At 35.7% G+C, this 17,618-nt stretch carries 16 protein-coding genes; 4 read left to right on the forward strand and 12 right to left on the reverse strand.

Features of this window, described 5'->3' with window-relative positions; all coding sequences use genetic code 11:
* Nucleotides 1-485: 485 nt before the first annotated feature.
* From CHB72_RS20180 to CHB72_RS20205, 6 genes are all read right to left on the reverse strand, one after another.
* Nucleotides 486-1,079, reverse strand: coding sequence for a TetR/AcrR family transcriptional regulator (locus CHB72_RS20180; protein ID WP_089284683.1), 594 nt, complete (start codon nucleotides 1,077-1,079; stop codon nucleotides 486-488).
* Between the two features lie 212 nt (nucleotides 1,080-1,291).
* Nucleotides 1,292-2,395 carry a GerAB/ArcD/ProY family transporter gene (locus tag CHB72_RS20185; RefSeq protein ID WP_089284684.1) on the reverse strand — a complete coding sequence of 368 codons (1,104 nt, stop codon included), beginning with the start codon at nucleotides 2,393-2,395 and terminating at the stop codon, nucleotides 1,292-1,294.
* Between the two features lie 24 nt (nucleotides 2,396-2,419).
* A complete protein-coding gene (locus CHB72_RS20190) occupies nucleotides 2,420-3,508 on the reverse strand; it encodes a GerAB/ArcD/ProY family transporter (protein ID WP_089284685.1) in 1,089 nt (362 codons plus the stop codon).
* Between the two features lie 8 nt (nucleotides 3,509-3,516).
* Complete coding sequence (locus CHB72_RS20195) at nucleotides 3,517-3,756, reverse strand: hypothetical protein (RefSeq protein ID WP_089284686.1); 240 nt, start codon at nucleotides 3,754-3,756, stop codon at nucleotides 3,517-3,519.
* Nucleotide 3,757: 1 nt separating this feature from the next.
* Complete coding sequence (locus tag CHB72_RS20200) at nucleotides 3,758-4,960, reverse strand: Ger(x)C family spore germination protein (protein ID WP_089284687.1); 1,203 nt, start codon at nucleotides 4,958-4,960, stop codon at nucleotides 3,758-3,760.
* A 10-nt stretch (nucleotides 4,961-4,970) separates the two neighbouring features.
* A complete protein-coding gene (locus CHB72_RS20205) occupies nucleotides 4,971-6,545 on the reverse strand; it encodes a spore germination protein (RefSeq protein WP_089284688.1) in 1,575 nt (524 codons plus the stop codon).
* Nucleotides 6,546-6,831: 286 nt separating this feature from the next.
* Between CHB72_RS20205 and CHB72_RS20210 the strand changes: the two genes are divergently transcribed.
* The 3 genes from CHB72_RS20210 to CHB72_RS20215 all read left to right on the forward strand — a co-directional run bounded on the left by CHB72_RS20210 (nucleotide 6,832) and on the right by CHB72_RS20215 (nucleotide 7,766).
* Nucleotides 6,832-7,026 carry a hypothetical protein gene (locus CHB72_RS20210; RefSeq protein WP_089284689.1) on the forward strand — a complete coding sequence of 65 codons (195 nt, stop codon included), beginning with the start codon at nucleotides 6,832-6,834 and terminating at the stop codon, nucleotides 7,024-7,026.
* The gene (locus CHB72_RS26785) at nucleotides 7,010-7,171 is read left to right on the forward strand and encodes a hypothetical protein (RefSeq protein ID WP_176431505.1); all 162 of its coding nucleotides are present in this window, start codon (nucleotides 7,010-7,012) and stop codon (nucleotides 7,169-7,171) included. The genes CHB72_RS20210 and CHB72_RS26785 overlap by 17 nt, the downstream gene beginning before the upstream one ends.
* Nucleotides 7,172-7,379: 208 nt before the next feature.
* Nucleotides 7,380-7,766, forward strand: coding sequence for an energy-coupled thiamine transporter ThiT (locus CHB72_RS20215; protein WP_089284690.1), 387 nt, complete (start codon nucleotides 7,380-7,382; stop codon nucleotides 7,764-7,766).
* A gap of 217 nt (nucleotides 7,767-7,983) precedes the next feature.
* Here CHB72_RS20215 and CHB72_RS20220 read toward each other — a convergent pair whose 3' ends face one another.
* The 4 genes from CHB72_RS20220 to CHB72_RS20235 form a co-directional block, all read right to left on the reverse strand.
* Nucleotides 7,984-9,348: an MATE family efflux transporter gene (locus tag CHB72_RS20220; RefSeq protein WP_330397096.1), complete on the reverse strand. Its 1,365-nt coding sequence runs from the start codon at nucleotides 9,346-9,348 to the stop codon at nucleotides 7,984-7,986.
* Between the two features lie 36 nt (nucleotides 9,349-9,384).
* Nucleotides 9,385-11,136 (reverse strand): ABC transporter ATP-binding protein, encoded by a 1,752-nt coding sequence (locus tag CHB72_RS20225; RefSeq protein ID WP_089284692.1) that lies wholly within the window; start codon nucleotides 11,134-11,136, stop codon nucleotides 9,385-9,387.
* The gene (locus tag CHB72_RS20230; RefSeq protein WP_089284693.1) at nucleotides 11,129-12,958 is read right to left on the reverse strand and encodes an ABC transporter ATP-binding protein; all 1,830 of its coding nucleotides are present in this window, start codon (nucleotides 12,956-12,958) and stop codon (nucleotides 11,129-11,131) included. Before CHB72_RS20230 ends, CHB72_RS20225 begins: the two co-directional genes overlap by 8 nt.
* Before the next feature lie 272 nt (nucleotides 12,959-13,230).
* Nucleotides 13,231-14,223 (reverse strand): helix-turn-helix transcriptional regulator, encoded by a 993-nt coding sequence (locus CHB72_RS20235; protein WP_242975211.1) that lies wholly within the window; start codon nucleotides 14,221-14,223, stop codon nucleotides 13,231-13,233.
* A 543-nt stretch (nucleotides 14,224-14,766) separates the two neighbouring features.
* Here CHB72_RS20235 and CHB72_RS20240 point away from each other — a divergent pair.
* Entirely contained in the window at nucleotides 14,767-15,477 is a 711-nt protein-coding gene (locus CHB72_RS20240) for a DUF421 domain-containing protein (RefSeq protein WP_089284695.1), read from the forward strand.
* A 29-nt stretch (nucleotides 15,478-15,506) separates the two neighbouring features.
* Here CHB72_RS20240 and CHB72_RS20245 read toward each other — a convergent pair whose 3' ends face one another.
* Together CHB72_RS20245 and CHB72_RS20250 are read right to left on the reverse strand one after the other, a co-directional pair.
* Nucleotides 15,507-16,808 (reverse strand): voltage-gated chloride channel family protein, encoded by a 1,302-nt coding sequence (locus CHB72_RS20245; protein ID WP_089284696.1) that lies wholly within the window; start codon nucleotides 16,806-16,808, stop codon nucleotides 15,507-15,509.
* A 98-nt stretch (nucleotides 16,809-16,906) separates the two neighbouring features.
* Nucleotides 16,907-17,113, reverse strand: a complete 207-nt coding sequence (locus tag CHB72_RS20250; RefSeq protein ID WP_089284697.1) for a DUF1657 domain-containing protein — start codon at nucleotides 17,111-17,113, stop codon at nucleotides 16,907-16,909.
* Between the last annotated feature and the right edge of the window lie 505 nt (nucleotides 17,114-17,618).

The raw sequence follows: 17,618 nt of genomic DNA on the forward strand, positions 1-17,618 counted from the left end.
ATTACTGGCTAGTTGGTTTTTGTTATCTATTGATAATGATTATAATTATCAATTCAATTGTATATTATCACCAGAGTTTCTACTTGTCAACATAATAAATATAATTTTCCTCAATCGAAGTGACTATTCGAGACTAGGGGACAGTATTCGAGACTAGGGGACAGGGACTTGTCTGACATCAAACTCACAAAGCTTACCGCAAAATAATTTGTTCGTTGTGTGAAAGTAAATGGATTGTTGTTAAGTACCCAATCTTGTACAAAGCTCTGTCCCCCCTGCAAGCCAAATAGATATGCTGTCATCAGTAAATTTATAATCTGTACAGTTAACCAAAGTCCTACAGTCAATAAAAATGCTGCCATTATTTTTGCATAAATCAATCTACCTCACTACATTCCCTCACCTTTCCCTCATAATATTCTCCGAAATGAATGAATGTTTTAATTGATTCATTCATTTTAGGGTAAAAAAATGACTGCCTGGGTTTATTCTTTTTTACGACAGTCAGTTAAACCTTTCATTATGAACTCCGTCAAGTAATGTATAACCTGTGGGAAGTGGTGAATCCCAATATCTCTCTTATGAATGTCGACATAATGCACAGAGTTACATATGGCTAATATAAGCTCATCATCCAGGTCACCTCTTATCTTCCCTTCAGCTTTCCATTTTTTGATCAATTCTGCTGTACTGCTTTGGAAGAATTCATTAATGCTCTCTATGCCGCCTTGTTCATAAAAACACTGCTCCAGCTTACTAACAATATCCTTGTTATTCCATTCCTTCAGGATCGGATTTGCATTCATTGCAGTAATGTTCTGTGTCACTACTTTTGTAACCAACATTACGGGATCATCATCATTCAGGTTAAAAGATTCCGCCATACTCTTTTTTTGTTTCTCGTTTTCTTTCATGAAAATCTCTAAGAAAAGCTGCTCTTTTGAGGAGTAATAATTATAAAAAGTACCTACCCCTATTCCAGCCATCTTTGCTATGTCTGCAACATTAATGTCTTTGTATCCTTTGGCGTAGAACAACTCCTTCGCACTATTAAAAATATCTTCTTTTTTATCTATCAAGTTAACTCCCTCCATTATGCTGAATGAATATTTATATATATTCATTCATATCATAACATTATTATATTTTAACGTCAATACTAATTACCAAAATCCTTTTCATATGTTATAATAGATTCTTGGTTTTCACGCCATTTTCATCACCTGGTTAATTGCAGCATTAATAAAGAAATATTTCAAGCCTGACCCCATTTTCCCTGCCCCATTCTCCCCTAATTGACCCGTTTAAATATCCATTTTTTTATACAAAAAGTAAGAAGCAGTATAACAGGCAGAATCAATCCATACGTAATAATATAAGGCGGCCAAACAAGATTAACCCAATTGGCTTGATATATTGCATCCGGAAAAACAATTTCTGACATTACTAAAATAATCAACCCTAATGGTACAACTATTTTTTTATGCTCTTTCAACCCAATCAATTCTGAAAGTCCTGTCACACCTGAATAAAAAAATAATATGCCGATCATAAATTGTGTAACAATCCATATAGCAACAATAAGAAATTCAAGCCTTGTAAATACAACGCCAACATTGATTTCTGTGGCAAGCAAATATGTCGGATACTGTGCCTTGGCAGTTATAATACTTCCTAAAACCAGTATTGACATAAAGGTCGTAATAAAAATTATAAGGTTAGCCCATAAATAGCCTTTGAAAAGTGATTTTTTAGCTTTTTGCATATTACTAAGATGAATCGGATATATCATCATCAAAGTAATTAATGGAAGTGTTAAAAAACATGAGAAAAATACCGAACTCTTCAAGATTGGCATGATACCGTTCTCAAATACAGGCTGCAAATTCTCTATTTTTGCATTTGGTGAAACAAGAATCATCGCTAAAAAAAATATGATTGAAGCAAAATATATGAACAACTCGGAAGCACGTGCAATTGTTTCTATTCCGTATATTATAGCTATCACAAGCGCTGTCACAAACAATAAGTTTATAGCATATATCGGTGTTTCGGGCATAGCTTGTGTTGTAATAAAATTACCAATATACCATGGAATATGATAGGCGATTTGTAAACATAAAAATACAAAACTAGCTGCAGCAATGAAGCCAATCCATTTGCCAAATATTTCTTTTATGATCCCAACAAATGTCTTGTCAGGATACTGGCTCCCTAAAAACCAGTATATCCATATTACCGGCATGCCAAATACAGGAGTGAGCAATGCTGCAATCCATGCGTCTTGCTTTGCTATGCTTGCTACTGTGGCAGAGATAACAATAACCGAACCACCAATTGAACCATTAGCGGTTAATGACAACAGTTGATGATTTGTTATTTTTGTTTTCTGCATATTATTCAATCTCCATATATATTTTTAATTTCTACTCCTTACAAAAGAAGTAATCATCATTGCTATAGGCAATATAAAGGCGAAAGTTACAATAACAGGGGGAAAAACAAGAGTATCCCAATCTGCTTGATAAATAACATTTGGATAGGCAAAGGTTGACATTACCAGCATAATAAGCCCGAGAGGCAAAATAACTCTTTTATTGTCTTTCAGATTTAAAAGCTGTGCAAGGCCTATAGCACCTGCATAAAAGTACAGTATCACTCTTGTTAGCACTGTTAAAAGCCATACAGCCGCAACGATAAACTCCAGTCTTGTCAATATATTTCCTATATTTATTTCTGTAGCAAGTATATAAACCGGATACTGTAAAGAAGCAGTTATTGTGCTTCCAAGTACTAATATTGAATTAATAATAGAAATAAATACCAGAAAACTGCCCCATAGATAGCCCATAACAAATGATTTCCTTGCTTTTATCGTATTATCAGCATTTACTGGAAATATCATAAGTAAAATGACAACAGGAAAGATTAAATAGCTGGACAAAAGGATCGAAGCTTTAAAAACAGGACTAATTCCTCCTTCAAATACAGGCAGCAGGTTTTCTATCCTTGCATTTGGTAAAACCAGTAGCATTGCTGTAACAAACAAAAATGAAATAAAATATATGAATATGTCATAAGAACGGCACAATGCTTCCAGACCATACAATAATGCTATTGCAGCTACTGCAGCAGGCACTGCATTTATTACGGAGGCGGGGGTTTCAGGCATAACCTGTAAAGTCATGAAATTACCTATATACCATAATACCTGTGAAGAAAACAATAAACATATAAACACAAAACAGGCCGCAATAATGGAGCCAATCCATTTCCCCAATATTCGTTTCATCATTTCAACATAGGTCATACCGGGATAATGACTCCATAAAAAACAAATGATCCACATTTCAGCCAGGCCCAAAACCAAGGTAAATAGTGCTGCAACCCATGCATCCTGCTTTGCTATGTCCGCTGCCAAGGCAGAAACAACAAGAATTGGACTTCCGCTTGTATAACATGCTGTTAGTGCAAATATCTGATGATTTGTAATTTTGATTTTTCCCATATTTCCACCTACTTCAACAGCTTTTTCATGACATCAGCAACCGGAGAATATACCCATGCCATAAAATCTGCAGGGGTTGGAATCTCCACATCAAGACTTCTAAGTAATGCAAGTACTGTACCTAGCCCAAGTAATACGGAGAATGTCCATAATTCTCTATAGAGTCTGCCTTTCAGCATTTTGGGTATTTCAATAATACATAATATAGCGCTGAAGGTCAATACCGCCAAAATAGATACAATCGCCATCCTACTCTTTCTCCTTAATAAAAAATGGTTTTGTGATTTGCCCCAGTTGATTTGTTTTAGCTTTAACAGTAATATTCACCGGCAGATCCGGAAACTCATTATCCCAGTCATCTTCGATCTCTTTCCATAGTTTGGGATATTTCCTGCGGATTACCTCTCCAAAACCAAAAATGTCAGCATTAAATTCATTTTGTGCTTTATCCACTGTTTTCTCACACATCAACTTAATTTTCTTTTCAGCCAATTCATTAAAAATGTCTATGTTCTCTTCCTTGGAAACATCAAACTCCCCTTCTACCGCTCCAACATTTAGTGTCATGTTAATTACCACATCAATGGCTGGTTTACCCTCCTCTAAGGAGGCTTTCATCACTGATTTAGCATTTGTAACTTCACCTGTGATTTTCACTTTATCTCCGTAGTTTATATATCCCACAGTATTATTTACATTCCCTATAACGTAATTGTAGCCCTTGCTCTCTTCCTCATTAAGCCAGCCTATAAGTTTATCTTCTTTAAATACTCCCAGCCCAAAATACTTTGTGGTATTTTCTATTTCACTTTTTTGTAAGGATTCTAAAGATTTTGTAGGCAGCTTAACATTTGCAACCTCTTCTGTAACCTCTACTCCGGTAAGTACCGGCTCTTTGCCCTCTGCAACAATAGCATTCACCAGCTCCACGATTCTGACAGATTTTGTCGGCGCCCACAATTGCTCTGAGTTTTTAAGCGATTCGTGCAGCTTGATTCCAGGTATTTGGTGCAAAGGAGTTAATATACTCAATACATTTCTTGCGGTGGTTCCCTTTGCTACGATAAAATAAAAGTCTGTACGGAATTCGTTAAAGCGGGCAAAGAAATCAAGGGCATCATTTATCCCTTCTTCTACAATTTCCTCACTAAAAACCACAAGCTGCAAGTGAGCGCTATATATTCTTCTGCCGGACTTTTCATGTATTTTTCTCATTATCTCTTTCAAATCTTTTCCTTCCTCTGAATATAATACCACAGGTGCTGCTGTAGACGGTTCTTTAGCAGCTATTGCACTAGGATTTAAAATTTGCAGTGTAAGAAAATAGCCGCCTTCAGATTTATCGATACCCATGGCTATAATAATAGCAAGGGTATCGATTTCAAAGCCGCTCCAGCATCCGGGAAGGGATATTAATGATATCATAAGCAAAATAACCAATAATTTTTTCATTTTAATAGTCTCACCTAAGTTCTGGTTTTTCTTTTTGGTCTGAGCTTACAGGGTTATGCCCATGGGTCCTTGCTGTATCCGTCCCGCTGATACCTATAGGTCTGTATTTCATTTTCCATAGTGGAAATCTGAAAATGGTGTCTTTGTTTCCACCTTTTATTTTGGGGGCAATAGGTGTTAAATAGGGGACAGTCATAGATTTTATTTTGCACAAATGCAGCGTCATGACAATTAAGCCCATAAATACGCCATATAGTCCTAGAAATGCTGCCAGAGACATTAAAATAAACCTCATGGTCCTTATGGCATTTGACATTTCGTAATAGGGTATGGCAAAGCTTGATATGGCAGTAATGGCAACAACGATGACCATGATTGCCGATATAATACCGGCTTCTACTGCTGCCTGCCCCAGTACCAAGGCTCCCACTATGGAAATAGCAGGTCCTATAGCCCTGGGCATCCTTACGCCGGCTTCCCTTAATATTTCAAAAGCGACCTCCATAATCAGTGCCTCAACTATAGCCGGAAATGGGACGCCTTCCCGCTGTGCCGCTATACTGACAAGTAACGGTGTAGGAATTATTTCCTGGTGAAATGTTGTTAATGCTATATATATTGCAGGTACTAAAAGCGTGAGAAAAAATGTAATAAACCTTAATACACGCATCATAGAAGCTACAATATAGTGGTGATAATAGTCTTCACTGGCTTGAAGGAACTCAACCATGAGAGCAGGCGCTGTCAATACATAAGGCGTACCGTCAATCAAAATTGCCAGCTTGCCTTCAAGTAAAGCTGCCACAACTGAATCAGGCTTTTCGGAGCTTACAAAAACAGGAAATATAGAATGTCTGTCATCTTTTATTAACTCCTCAATATACCAGCCTTCCAATATCCCGTCAATTTCTATATTCGCAAGCCTTTTCCTCATTTCCTGTACAATTTCATCTTTAGCAATATCATGAATATACATCAAACATACGGTTGTTTTTGTTATATTGCCTATAGATAGTTTTTCCAATCTTAAAGCTCTGCTTTTTAATCTTTTTCTAATAAGTAAAATATTGGTATTTATTTTTTCTGTAAACCCTTCTTTGGGTCCTCTTATTACAGTTTGTGAAGTTGGCTCTTCAACAGATCTGCCTTCATCAGCATTTGTGTCTACGGTATAAAATTTATTGTAGCCGTCAATTAAAAATACGGTATCACCCGCTAGCAAGTCAGCATAAAGAGTCTCATAATCAGAACCTTCCTTTGAATCTCTTATCCTTGAAAAATAACTGATTACTATATTAGAATTAATGTCAGGTTTTGCGTTACAATATTCATATTTTAATTTAGCCATTTCTAATGATAAATCGTTTATAATATTTCTATCTACCAAACTCTCGATATATAAATTTGCACAAATAAAGTCCTTATTGTTGTCAAACATAAAATAAGTGACTTCAAGGTCGCTGCTACAGCCAAAATCATTTTTCAGCCTGGCTATATTCTTATTTATATCTTTACTAATATAAATGCCATAATCAGTTTCATCTATTTTATTGCTTTTCTTAGTTATTTTTTTTGGAAACTTCATTATAAGCAATCACATCCTACTATAGATAAACAACTTCAAAAATTAAATTATTTATGATAAGACCTAGAATTTAAAAGTATTTTATATTAATTTTCGTCATTATAACCATATTTTATACATTCCTTGCGCTTTATAATTATTTAATCAACTTTCGAACATAAAAAATATGATGTGAATATTGAAAAATCAATAACATAGAGCAATAAAAAAGTCCAAGAGGCCTCGTCTAGTGATATAATAGAAGTGACCAAACCCCATTAAAATCACTATTCGGAGGTCCTTGAACATGTCTATTCTATCACATAAGTTAAATACGGAAAATGGGTTTATTATTCTTGCCAAAGTTTCAATGTCAGCAGAAGTTTATCATATAATGGCAAGAGGAATTAATTGTCAAAATATATTTGAAGATGGCGAAGATTATATGAAATTTATTGATACAGTACAGAAGAACAAAGAAAAAAGTGGATTTGAACTCTAATGGAGTAAAGAAGGGGTTTTTTCATACTTTAGGAAGGCAAGAAAAGGACATGATACTAAAAAATTTAAAGGAGACTAACGGTGTTACAATAAGACAGCTTGCAAGAGTAACAGGGATAAGTAAGTATGTGGTTGAAAAGGCATAACAGACGAGTTCCTGTCCCCTTGTCCGGTTCAAAATCTAAATTTTTCTTTTTCATGAAGTCTTTCACCAAGTATACATCCAGGCACAGGTGGAGATCCTGTGCCTTTTATTGATTTATCAATTTAATTTCTAGTCAAATTTTATAGGTTATGCTATAATTTATACTGAAATTAATATTTATCGCTGGGGGTGCCTTGTGCTGAGCAGTCATGTTTGGTCCTCTACCTGGAATTATTGCAGGATTTGCCTTTGGAATGCTACGATTAATGCAGGACCCTTATATCATTCACTGGGCGCAGTTTCTTTTGGATTATCCCTTAGCCTATGGCGCCTTAGGCCTAGCTGGCTTTTATAGAAAAAACCTTTCAATAGCTTGTATCCTTGCAGGTTTCGGAAGATTTCTAATGAGCTTTTTATCAGGAGTACTCTTCTTCGGTATTTATGCTCCTGAGGGGATGAATGTATGGCTATACTCTTTAATCGTCAATGGTATAGGCATTGGAGGTAATACACTAATTTGTATTGTCATCACTTTCCTGCCTCAAATTCAGTCTGCAATCAGGCAAATACAAAAAACTGTTCCAATAGATAGATAAAATAATCCCTAATTCCATCAGCTCTGTGCTTTCTCGTTACGGCAAATTCATTTATATCACTACCCTTAACGGAATGGTCTTGGTCGTTCCGTTATGTTATCATTTATACTTAATGATGGGAATAATCTTAATAATCTATTCCACCTTTACAATTAATTCTTCAATATCCTCACCTTATCTCTTACTTTTAAACACCAATACTGCTCTAGTATTTAATTTATAATGCTTGTTTTAGTATGGTAAATTCTTTTTTAATTAGTATAAAAACCCAAATCGTTATCACGAGATCAATTAGGAAAGTTCCGTAATATACCCATTGGATACCAAATAGTTTTGGGAGTATAAGCATTACAGGTATGTAAAAAATTAATTGTCGTGCAATTCCTATTATTGCTGCTGGCTTTCCTTTATTAATAGCCGGATAGAATGTCATCATCATAAATATAACAGGCAAAATAGGTAAAAGTGCCATATAAGCTCTAAAATAAAGTAAGCTGGCAGCATCAAATATTCTATTTGGGAACATTAAGCCCAATGCAGCTTCAGGTATAACCATTATAATTAACCAGAAGGGTAACATCATCAAGGTACTGGCTACCGCAAATATTTTAAAGCTGCTAATTACTCGAAGATTGTTTTTTGCACCATAATTAATCCCAATAACAGGCTGCAATGCCCTCATAAGTCCAAATATGGGTGTCAGCAATAAAGTGAAGATTCTATATATAGCACCGTAAAGAGCCAAATCATAAGTGGTTCCATATCTGGATAAAGCGTTAAAAACTACTATAGCTTGCACAAGATTCATGATAGTCATAATCAATGATGGTATCCCCATTGAAAAGATATCCTTTACAATCTTTTTATCTCTAAAGAACTTAAAAGGATGTGCTTCAAAAGATGCTTTTCCTTTTGTAAAATATACAAGGCCTACAATTGTATAAACAAGCATACCAAGATTCGTCCCCCAGGCTGCTCCTGCAACTCCCATATCCATTAATACAATTAAAATATAATTGGCTATAATATTCACTATTAATCCAAGACCCATCATAATTGCGGCTGATTTCATTTTTCCCTCAGCACGAACAATCATGTTTCCTGCTAAACCGTAAATCCAAAACAATGAGCCTATTACTGTTATTTGAAAATACCTACTACCAATCTCTAATATCTCACCTGATCCTCCCATTACTTTAACTAATGGTGTTGTCAATAACAATGCAAATATTACGTAGATAGTAGTTATAATAATAGACAGATAATTGACATTCCCTAATATTTTTCTCTGAGTCTCTTGATCATTTGCCCCTAAAGCAATGCTCAGAGCAGACCCTGCTCCTACACCCAGCAGAGAACCCAATCCGAGAGTTATTTGAGATAATGGATAAGCTATGGAAACCCCTGCTAGTGCTGTTTCTCCAACAAACATCCCTACAAAAATCGCATCAAATACTGAATTCAGACCATATAATACCATGGCTATTACAGCTGGCCATGAAATTCTATACATGACTTTCCATAAATTCCCTGAAAGAATCATTTGTTTTTGCCTATTTTTTTGATTCAATTCTGTTTCCACCATTATTCCTCCCCGTTGCTATTTTTCTAAATAGTTTTACACACTCCATCCCAAGCTTTCATTCTGAATGGTATAAAGCCTCTCATACAATCCCTTTTTCTCTATTAGCTCATCATGCGTGCCTTCCTCCACAACCCTGCCTTTATCCAGGATAATAATCTTGTCAGCACTTACTACAGTTCTTAAACGATGGGCGATTACAATAACCGTTTTGCCTTCAATAAGTCTTGAAATAGCCTGCTGAATGAATACCTCATTTTCTGGATCTAAGGAAGCGGTTGCTTCATCAAGAAGAACAATCGGTGCATTTTTAAGCAGTGCACGGGCAATGGAAATCCGCTGTCTTTCTCCTCCAGAAAGCGTGCCTCCGTTTTCTCCAAGGATTGTTTGATAGCCTTCAGGAAGATTGCCTACAAATTCATCGCAGCAGGCCGCCTTGGCCGCTGCCATAACCTCTTCCTCAGTGGCATCCATATTGCCGATACGAATATTGTTATAAATGGTGTCATTAAACAAAATCACATCCTGAAATACAAAGGATATATAACCCATCAAATGTTCCGGATCCAATGTCTTGATATCAATACCACCTATTTTTACTGCACCCTTATTTACATCCCAAAATCTCGCAATTAACTTTGCCAGGGTGCTCTTTCCACTTCCTGATGGCCCCACCAATGCGGTAATACCATTTGCAGGAATGGAAATACTTACATCTTTAAGTACTGTTTCTTCTGGATAAAGGTTACCTGAATAACTAAAGGATACATTTTCAAAATCTATATTGTAGCCCTTTAGTTCCCTTTCTGTATTTCCTGCCATTATTGGCGTTGAGATAAGTGTCCTCATTCGACTTGTTGAAACCTGCATATAAAACAGTTCAGGAAGAAGGGTAAACTCTGTAAGTATCGGTCCATATATTCTTACGACGATTAGAAAAAACATCAGTAATGGAATTAATTCAATTTTTCCTCCTGTCAACAGATATGTTCCTACAAAAACTGTAAGCCCTACCCCCGCCTGTACAACAATTTGTGCTCCTATAACAAAAACCCCCGTCCCAAACTCCATTTTTATGGCCATTTGCTTCATAAACCGAAGAGCATTGTCTAACGCAGAAAATTTAGAACCATCTAATCCACAAGATTTAATGACTTTGATGCCCTCTAAATATTCCTGCACCTGATCAGAGGCCTTTAGCTTGGCTACTACATGCTTTTCACCTAATCTGTTTTGGATTTTTTTGCTTAGGACTATAATTAAGAATGCAATGGGTACTGTACAAAAAACCGTCAGTGCCAATCTCCAATCAAAAGTTGCAAGACCAAGGCAAATCACAGTAATAGAAATAGCATTAGCCAAAAGCTGTGGGATAATATGACTTAGCACATGTTCACTTGTTGCACAGTCTCCCATTATGTTGGTGGTGAGTTCTGATAGATCCTTGGTATTAAAAAAACTCATAGGAAGTTTTCTTATATGCTCTGCAATACGGGTTCTGTTTGCTTCCGATTCCACATAGGAGGCTATATAGGTTTTCTTGTAATCATTTTTGCTGGCCAGAAATACAAGAATTGCCGCTATAATGCCAAGTCCGAAAAATATCCACATTTTTGTCCAAGAGATTTCCTCACCCATGAAGGGTTTTAACAGTTCACCAAATATTTGAATTGTAATACCAAAGGGTAGCATCAAAGACAAGTTAGTAATGGTGCAGGCTATAATAGCTTTCTTTAAGTCTGAGTATCCCTTATGGGTCAACATAAGCTTCTCTTTTAAATTAAGCATTTTTTTTCATCTCCTTTCTGGTATTCAATTTCCAATCAAGGGATTTTGTATACATTTTCCACATCGTGCTATATTTTCTATTTTGCTGAATAAGCTGGTCATGTGTACCCTGTTCAACGGGCTGTCCTTTATCCATGACAATGATTTTATTTGCACTTCGTACGGTAGACAGTCGGTGGGCAATAATGATGACGGTTTTGTTTTCCATCAATTTTTCAAATGCTTTTTGTATTAACTGTTCATTCTCTGGATCTGCAAAAGCAGTAGCTTCATCAAGAACGATAATAGGTGCATCCTTTACAATAGCTCTTGCAATTGCAATGCGCTGACATTCACCTCCCGAGAGGTGCACTCCCTTCGTGCCCACCACTGTGTGATAACCATTTGGCAATTTCTCCACAAACTCATGACACTGTGCAGCTTTGGCAGCAGCAATAACCTGTTCATCTGTAGCCCTTTGATTTCCGATTCTAATATTGTCCATAACACTCTGCTTAAATAAAAATACATCTTGGAATACAAAGCTGACCTCTTTCATCAAGTAGTCTAATTTCATATCTCTAATATCTACACCACTGATTTGAATGCTACCCTCAGTCACATCAAAAAATCTCGGAATCAAATGAGCAATGGTGCTTTTACCACTGCCTGATGGACCGACAATAGCCGTAACCTCTCCTTGTTCTGCTCGAAATGACACTTCCATCAAAGCTGATATATCTTTATCTTCATCATAGGCAAAGGATACGTTTTTAAACTCAATATTGTGCCCTTCACAGGTTTTAGGGTTAATTGTCTCCGGTAATGTGCTCTTGTGTAAAACATCATCCATACGCTCTATACCGCTTGAAATTTGCATTCCCCCGCTAGTCACGTACATAATTTTCATCATAATCGAAGAAATGGATGGCACAAATAAAAGGTAAAAAATAAAGGTCATGGCATAGGTTTTATAGTCGTTGGTATTGATGCCAATCAATATCCCCACGGGAATTAAAAACAGGTATATATTGTTGATGATCGTTGTGAACACCGACATGTAATTTTCCCAACTTAATGTGTATGGAATAACAAATCCTGTATATGCTTTAATAGTCTCATGTAGTCTCCTGAAGGAATAGACCGTTTGCTTAAATGCTTTAACAACAGAAATACCCCGAATATATTCCACCGATGCATTATTCATTTCTTCCAATGTAGACTGATATTTATCCATCATCACCTTGGAACCTTCATTTCCATATGCCTTAACTTGCACAATAAAAGCCATAGCAATACCTAGCAAGGCTGCTAAACCAAAGCGCCAGTCAACTACTAACAAAATTGCAATCATGACTATGGGTGCCACTATGGATGCCACTATATCTGGAAGCTGATGAGCAATAAATCCTTCTATTTTTTCTATGTTTTCATCCATTACTTTACGAAGCTTTCCGCTTCCAAAGTTTAGGTGAAATCCAAGGGGCAACCCAGCAATATGAGAAGCAAAGCCTAGCTTTAGCTCATACAAAGTACCAAAGGCCGCCAAGTGAGAACACATTAACGCTGCAAAATAAAGTAAAATATTTGCAAATATTCCGCCAAAGGCAATCCAGCCAAAACCGATGGTCCTTTGAACATCCAGGTTTGAAAAATCGGGATAGACCCCTATGATTTCACCCATAATATAATAAATTGCCATATAAGGCACAAAGGAGACGACAGATGCCAGCGCCGATAAAATTCCAGAGCATATTACCAAAGTCTTTTTCGTAGCGGCAAGCTCGATTAGCCTTGCTATTCCAGATTTTTGCTTTATAGTTTTTGAGTTTTCTTGCTTCATTTTTCAACCTCTTTCCTCTTTTTTATAACAGCAATATTATTGCCGTAAAACACGCTCTCCTCCAAAAAGCACCTCCTCTACAATTCTTTTCGAGCTCTCTATTAAACTTAATTTTATGAATTTATATTGATATTGATTTTCATAATCATATGATAAGACAATAATATCTTATTTCTATTTCTTTTTTCTACGCCAAAAAGGATAAGTTTTATGCCAAAAAGTATTTTAGGAACAGAGAAGATATTTCTTCTCTGTTCCTAGATTAGATATTTTTATGAATTTTTGATGTATTCTGATGGGTTGATACCATATTTTCTTCTGAACTTTTCTGCAAAATGGCTAGCATCACTATAACCTACTAATAACGCCGTTTCTGTAACCCTTAGCTTTTTATCCTCCATTAAAAACCGTGCCATCTCCAACCTTTTCTCAATGATATAAGCATGAACAGGCATTCCAAACAATTCCTTAAAGCCTGTTTTAAGCTTATATTCATTAAGACATACCACTCTTGCAAGTTTTCCTATCGTTGGTGGTGTTACGATATCTTCATCGAGAATCCTTCTGGCTTTATGGAGGGACTGTATATCTGATAAAGACAGCTTTGCTGAGTAATTCGTTCTTCCATCTTCATAGACTAATTCATCCATATAAACAGCAATCAGTTCTAATATTTTCCCTTCAAGATATATTCTTTTTACATGATCCCGATAACGGCAATTAATAATATCATTTAGTATCAGCTTGATGGCAGATGAAAATTTTTTCTTATAGAAGTAACTCCTTCCATAGGATAGTAAAGCAGTAGAGTGATCTTTCCCCATATATTGTAGAAGACTTGTTATTATTTTAGCATCTAACCCTATACTCATTCCCCAAAATCGCCGTCCCGGATTATAGCTACATATAGCTTTTTCTTGATTTTTGTTGAATATATAGCATTCCCCGCATTCTATCTCATATTCCTTTCTATTCCCTTCCACTCTCCACTGAAGAGCTTCTCCCAGGCAAAAAGCAAGATAGTACAGACGATTGTCATGCCCTCCCCCCAACATCAAACTTTCATAAAAAGTCATATCTGATATAGATATTTCCATTGCGGGTTTAACAATAATTCTTCGACAATAGCCCTTTCCCACTTCTTCAGGTATTTCCATCTCTTTTTGAAAGGAGTCTGTTCTATAAATGCTGTTGAGAACGGCACATACAGGACAAATTTCGTTTTTAGGATTAAATATCTTATAGTTTTGAACTGCATTTTCCATCATCACAACAACCTTTCGATATTGATAATCATTATCATTATCATATTAAAAAAATATTACCTTTCATATACACTTACTCTTGTGACCATACTGATGAAATAATATCTATATCAATTACCATTATTTGTTAGTCTTGCCTAACATTTTATCAGAGAGTATTCTTTAAGTCAAGACTTCAAGGATATCAAATTTTCATCCATGCCCCCTCCTAGTTTGATGGCTTGTATGGACTTAAAACAACATTCACAAGTTCCTCCTCCAGATCGATGTTGTACATTCTATCTTGATATTCCCACAGCTAAATCAGTGGGATTCTTGAGTGATTAAACGCCAGTCTATTTCTTTAATAGCAATAAATAGCTGGAGCAAAGAAAGGATAGTTAATGGACTTTAGAATTGGTTAGGGAGAACCATACCATAAATGACTGCGGTTTTTTACTTTCAAACCGAGAAGATAATAAAAACCTTAACTGAATTTTATATCGTTACTTTGGAACAATAAAGTTATTACTGAATGAAATTCATTTTTAGGAGGGCAACTTTATGGAGTACTTGAAGGTAACTTTTAGAATAGTAACGATAATGGCGTTGTTATTAGTGCTTGTATTGGTAACTGGAAGAAGAAAACTGGGAGAACTTCCAGTTTTTGATTTTTTAACTATCATCATACTAGGCAATGTGGTAGGTGCAGATATTGCTGATCCTAAGATACCGCAATTACCAACTGCATATGCTGTAGTACTGCTTATAGGGATTCAGTATTTAATGAGCTATGCTACGATTAAGAGTAGAAAGTTTGGCAGAAGGGTTTCTTTTGGCCCTACTGTGATTATTCAAAATGGGCGATTCATTAAAGCCAATATGAAAAGAGTAAGATATTCTATTGAAAATATATTAATGTTTTTGAGAGAAAAGGGAATTTTTGATATTAATGAAGTAGAATTTGCCATCGTAGAGGATAGTGGCAACGTGAGTGTAATGAAAAAAACTCAATTTCAGCCAGCAACTCCTGGTGATATGAAAATAGCTACAAAATACAAAGGACTGACCATCCCTCTTGTTGTTGATGGGAAGGTCTATGAAGATAACCTACAGAAACTTAACTTGGATAAAGTGTGGCTCCAACAACAGCTCATATTAAACAATATCAATAGCTTTGATGAAGCCTTTTATGTAGATATCAACACAGAAGGAAATCTATGTATATCAAAAACAGTTGAAACTGTTAACTTTATGAATGATTTCATAATTTAAAACAATTCAGTTTTATTACTAAAATTTTATTATTTATCTTCTTCAATAGATTTAATAGATTTACCAGCAGGAAGATTTAGCATCCTGCTTTTAGGTTCATATATTTTTTGTGCAGCATAGATGCCATGATGTCCTGAAAAAATAAAGCTAATTAGGCAAACTATAAAAAAATAGCTTATACTCTGTCCCTCGAAGGCTTCAATACTAAAAAGAAAGGCAGAGATCGGTGTATTAGCTGCTCCAGAAAATACAGCTATCATGCCAATAGCAGCAAGAAAAGATGGTGTCAATCCTACTATGGTAGATAAGGTATTGCCTAAGGTTGCCCCTATAAAGAAAAGAGGGATTACCTCACCACCACGAAACCCCATCCCCATTGTGATGGCAGTGAACACAATTTTACCTAAAAAAGCAAAGGGGGGAACCTGTCCCTCAAAAGCTCTCTCAACCATTGGTAAACCACGACCAAGATAATCTCTAGAGCCTATTAAATAGGTCAATGCTATGATGATAGTTCCTCCAACAAAGGCCCTTAGCATCAGATTTTTTAAGTATTTATCCGATAAGGTTTTTATTTCATGCCTTAACTGACTATAGAGAACGCTGGTAAAGCCAAAAACAATGGCTAAGCCTATCATCTTCATGAGATTAGCTGTATTAATATCCGGTACGCTTTTGATTATAAAGTGTTCATGCTGAATTCCCCAAGCTGTTGCAACATAATGTCCTACAAAGCTAGAAACAAAACAGGGAATTAAGGCTGCATACTTAGTTTTGCCTATGGCGATGGCTTCCATGCCAAAAATAGTACCTGCTATAGGGGCACCAAAAGCGGAGCCAAAACCACCACTTATGCCACTTATAATTAAAATCCTACGATCAATTTTATTAATCTTAAATAAGCGATTTATTCCTTCAGATATACTTACCCCCATCTGGATAGCAGCACCTTCTCTGCCTGTTGATCCACCCAGTAGCTGGGTAATAAAAGTACATATGAAGACGATAGGTCCCATTCTTAGAGGCACCGCTCCTTGGCCGTGGTGAATGTGCTCTAGAATTAGATCATTTCCTTTGCGAGAACCTTTACCATGATACATATAAATATAGCCTATGACAATACCTCCAAGGGGGAGAAAGAATAAGGTAAATGGATTTGCTTCCCGTACATCTGTAAGAAAGTCATTTGAATTAATTAATAGAGCTGAGGTAGACCCTACGAATATACCAATCATACTTCCCCATAAAACCCATTTGGTAAGGGTTAAAATAAATGTTGCATGCCTAGCTTTTACAGTGTCATTGAAAAACTTATCATATATACGAACCATAATGGAAGTGCTCCTTTTTCAGAAGATAATCTATAGATACTACACCACACCACATAAAATAATAGATGTCTTATGCTTCTTATCTAGATTTTTAGTAATTAGTTATTTTTATTTAACTCATTATTTTCAGTAAGATACTCTAACCTCTTATTGAGAAACTCCATATGTTTTTCTATATCAGTTTTCATACTATTAAACATATCCTTTGCTTGCTGTTCTTCGGTTGATTGTGCCATGATAGCATAGTTTCCTTTAACTGCTTCACAGTATGCGATAACTTTCTCTAAATCACTTTGAACTGTCACTAAAATCACCTCCCTTATATAGCAATGTACTTAGTTTAACCAACGAGTTTTAAAAAAATTACAGACTGCTATAGCTATTAAGGAATATTAAGCTATTTAAAGTTTAAAAGGTAGGTGTTAAAGAGTAAAATTTGAGTTTGATAGTTTTTAGAAACCGCTAATTCAATGATACGGAGAACCATACCACAAGTAACGGCGGTTTTTTCTATATTAGGGATTAATGTGGATTGTCTCCACCAGTAATAAGACAATTGAATAACCATAAGACCTACTATAGATAGTATTTAAGTGTCAAGTTAATAAAATTATTATATAGCCAAATATAGATGTTATAAACTTATGGAAAATGAAATTTATGAATTGGAATGAATTTCATATGTTTATTAAGGCGTAGTTAGATATTTTATTACTTACCTAAGTTTTGTACAAATAACTAAACTGTATTTAGAAAATCATGGAAGCTTAATTGAACATACTTAGGTTGTAATGCTTCAACAAATAGTTT

The sequence above is a fragment of the Anaerovirgula multivorans genome (assembly GCF_900188145.1).
Classification (GTDB): domain Bacteria; phylum Bacillota; class Clostridia; order Peptostreptococcales; family Natronincolaceae; genus Anaerovirgula; species Anaerovirgula multivorans.

What these genes read in the sequence shown, in the direction of transcription:
- CHB72_RS20235 (WP_242975211.1), bottom strand. Translation starts at nt 14,223, where the DNA reads ATGGAAAATGCAGTTCAAAACTATAAGATATTTAATCCTAAAAACGAA.
- CHB72_RS20205 (WP_089284688.1), bottom strand. Translation starts at nt 6,545, where the DNA reads ATGAAGTTTCCAAAAAAAATAACTAAGAAAAGCAATAAAATAGATGAA.
- CHB72_RS20230 (WP_089284693.1), bottom strand. Translation starts at nt 12,958, where the DNA reads ATGAAGCAAGAAAACTCAAAAACTATAAAGCAAAAATCTGGAATAGCA.
- CHB72_RS20245 (WP_089284696.1), bottom strand. Translation starts at nt 16,808, where the DNA reads ATGGTTCGTATATATGATAAGTTTTTCAATGACACTGTAAAAGCTAGG.
- CHB72_RS20240 (WP_089284695.1), top strand. Translation starts at nt 14,767, where the DNA reads ATGGAGTACTTGAAGGTAACTTTTAGAATAGTAACGATAATGGCGTTG.
- CHB72_RS20185 (WP_089284684.1), bottom strand. Translation starts at nt 2,395, where the DNA reads ATGCAGAAAACAAAAATAACAAATCATCAACTGTTGTCATTAACCGCT.
- CHB72_RS20190 (WP_089284685.1), bottom strand. Translation starts at nt 3,508, where the DNA reads ATGGGAAAAATCAAAATTACAAATCATCAGATATTTGCACTAACAGCA.
- CHB72_RS20215 (WP_089284690.1), top strand. Translation starts at nt 7,380, where the DNA reads ATGTTTGGTCCTCTACCTGGAATTATTGCAGGATTTGCCTTTGGAATG.
- CHB72_RS20225 (WP_089284692.1), bottom strand. Translation starts at nt 11,136, where the DNA reads ATGCTTAATTTAAAAGAGAAGCTTATGTTGACCCATAAGGGATACTCA.
- CHB72_RS20195 (WP_089284686.1), bottom strand. Translation starts at nt 3,756, where the DNA reads ATGGCGATTGTATCTATTTTGGCGGTATTGACCTTCAGCGCTATATTA.
- CHB72_RS20210 (WP_089284689.1), top strand. Translation starts at nt 6,832, where the DNA reads ATGTCTATTCTATCACATAAGTTAAATACGGAAAATGGGTTTATTATT.
- CHB72_RS20200 (WP_089284687.1), bottom strand. Translation starts at nt 4,960, where the DNA reads ATGAAAAAATTATTGGTTATTTTGCTTATGATATCATTAATATCCCTT.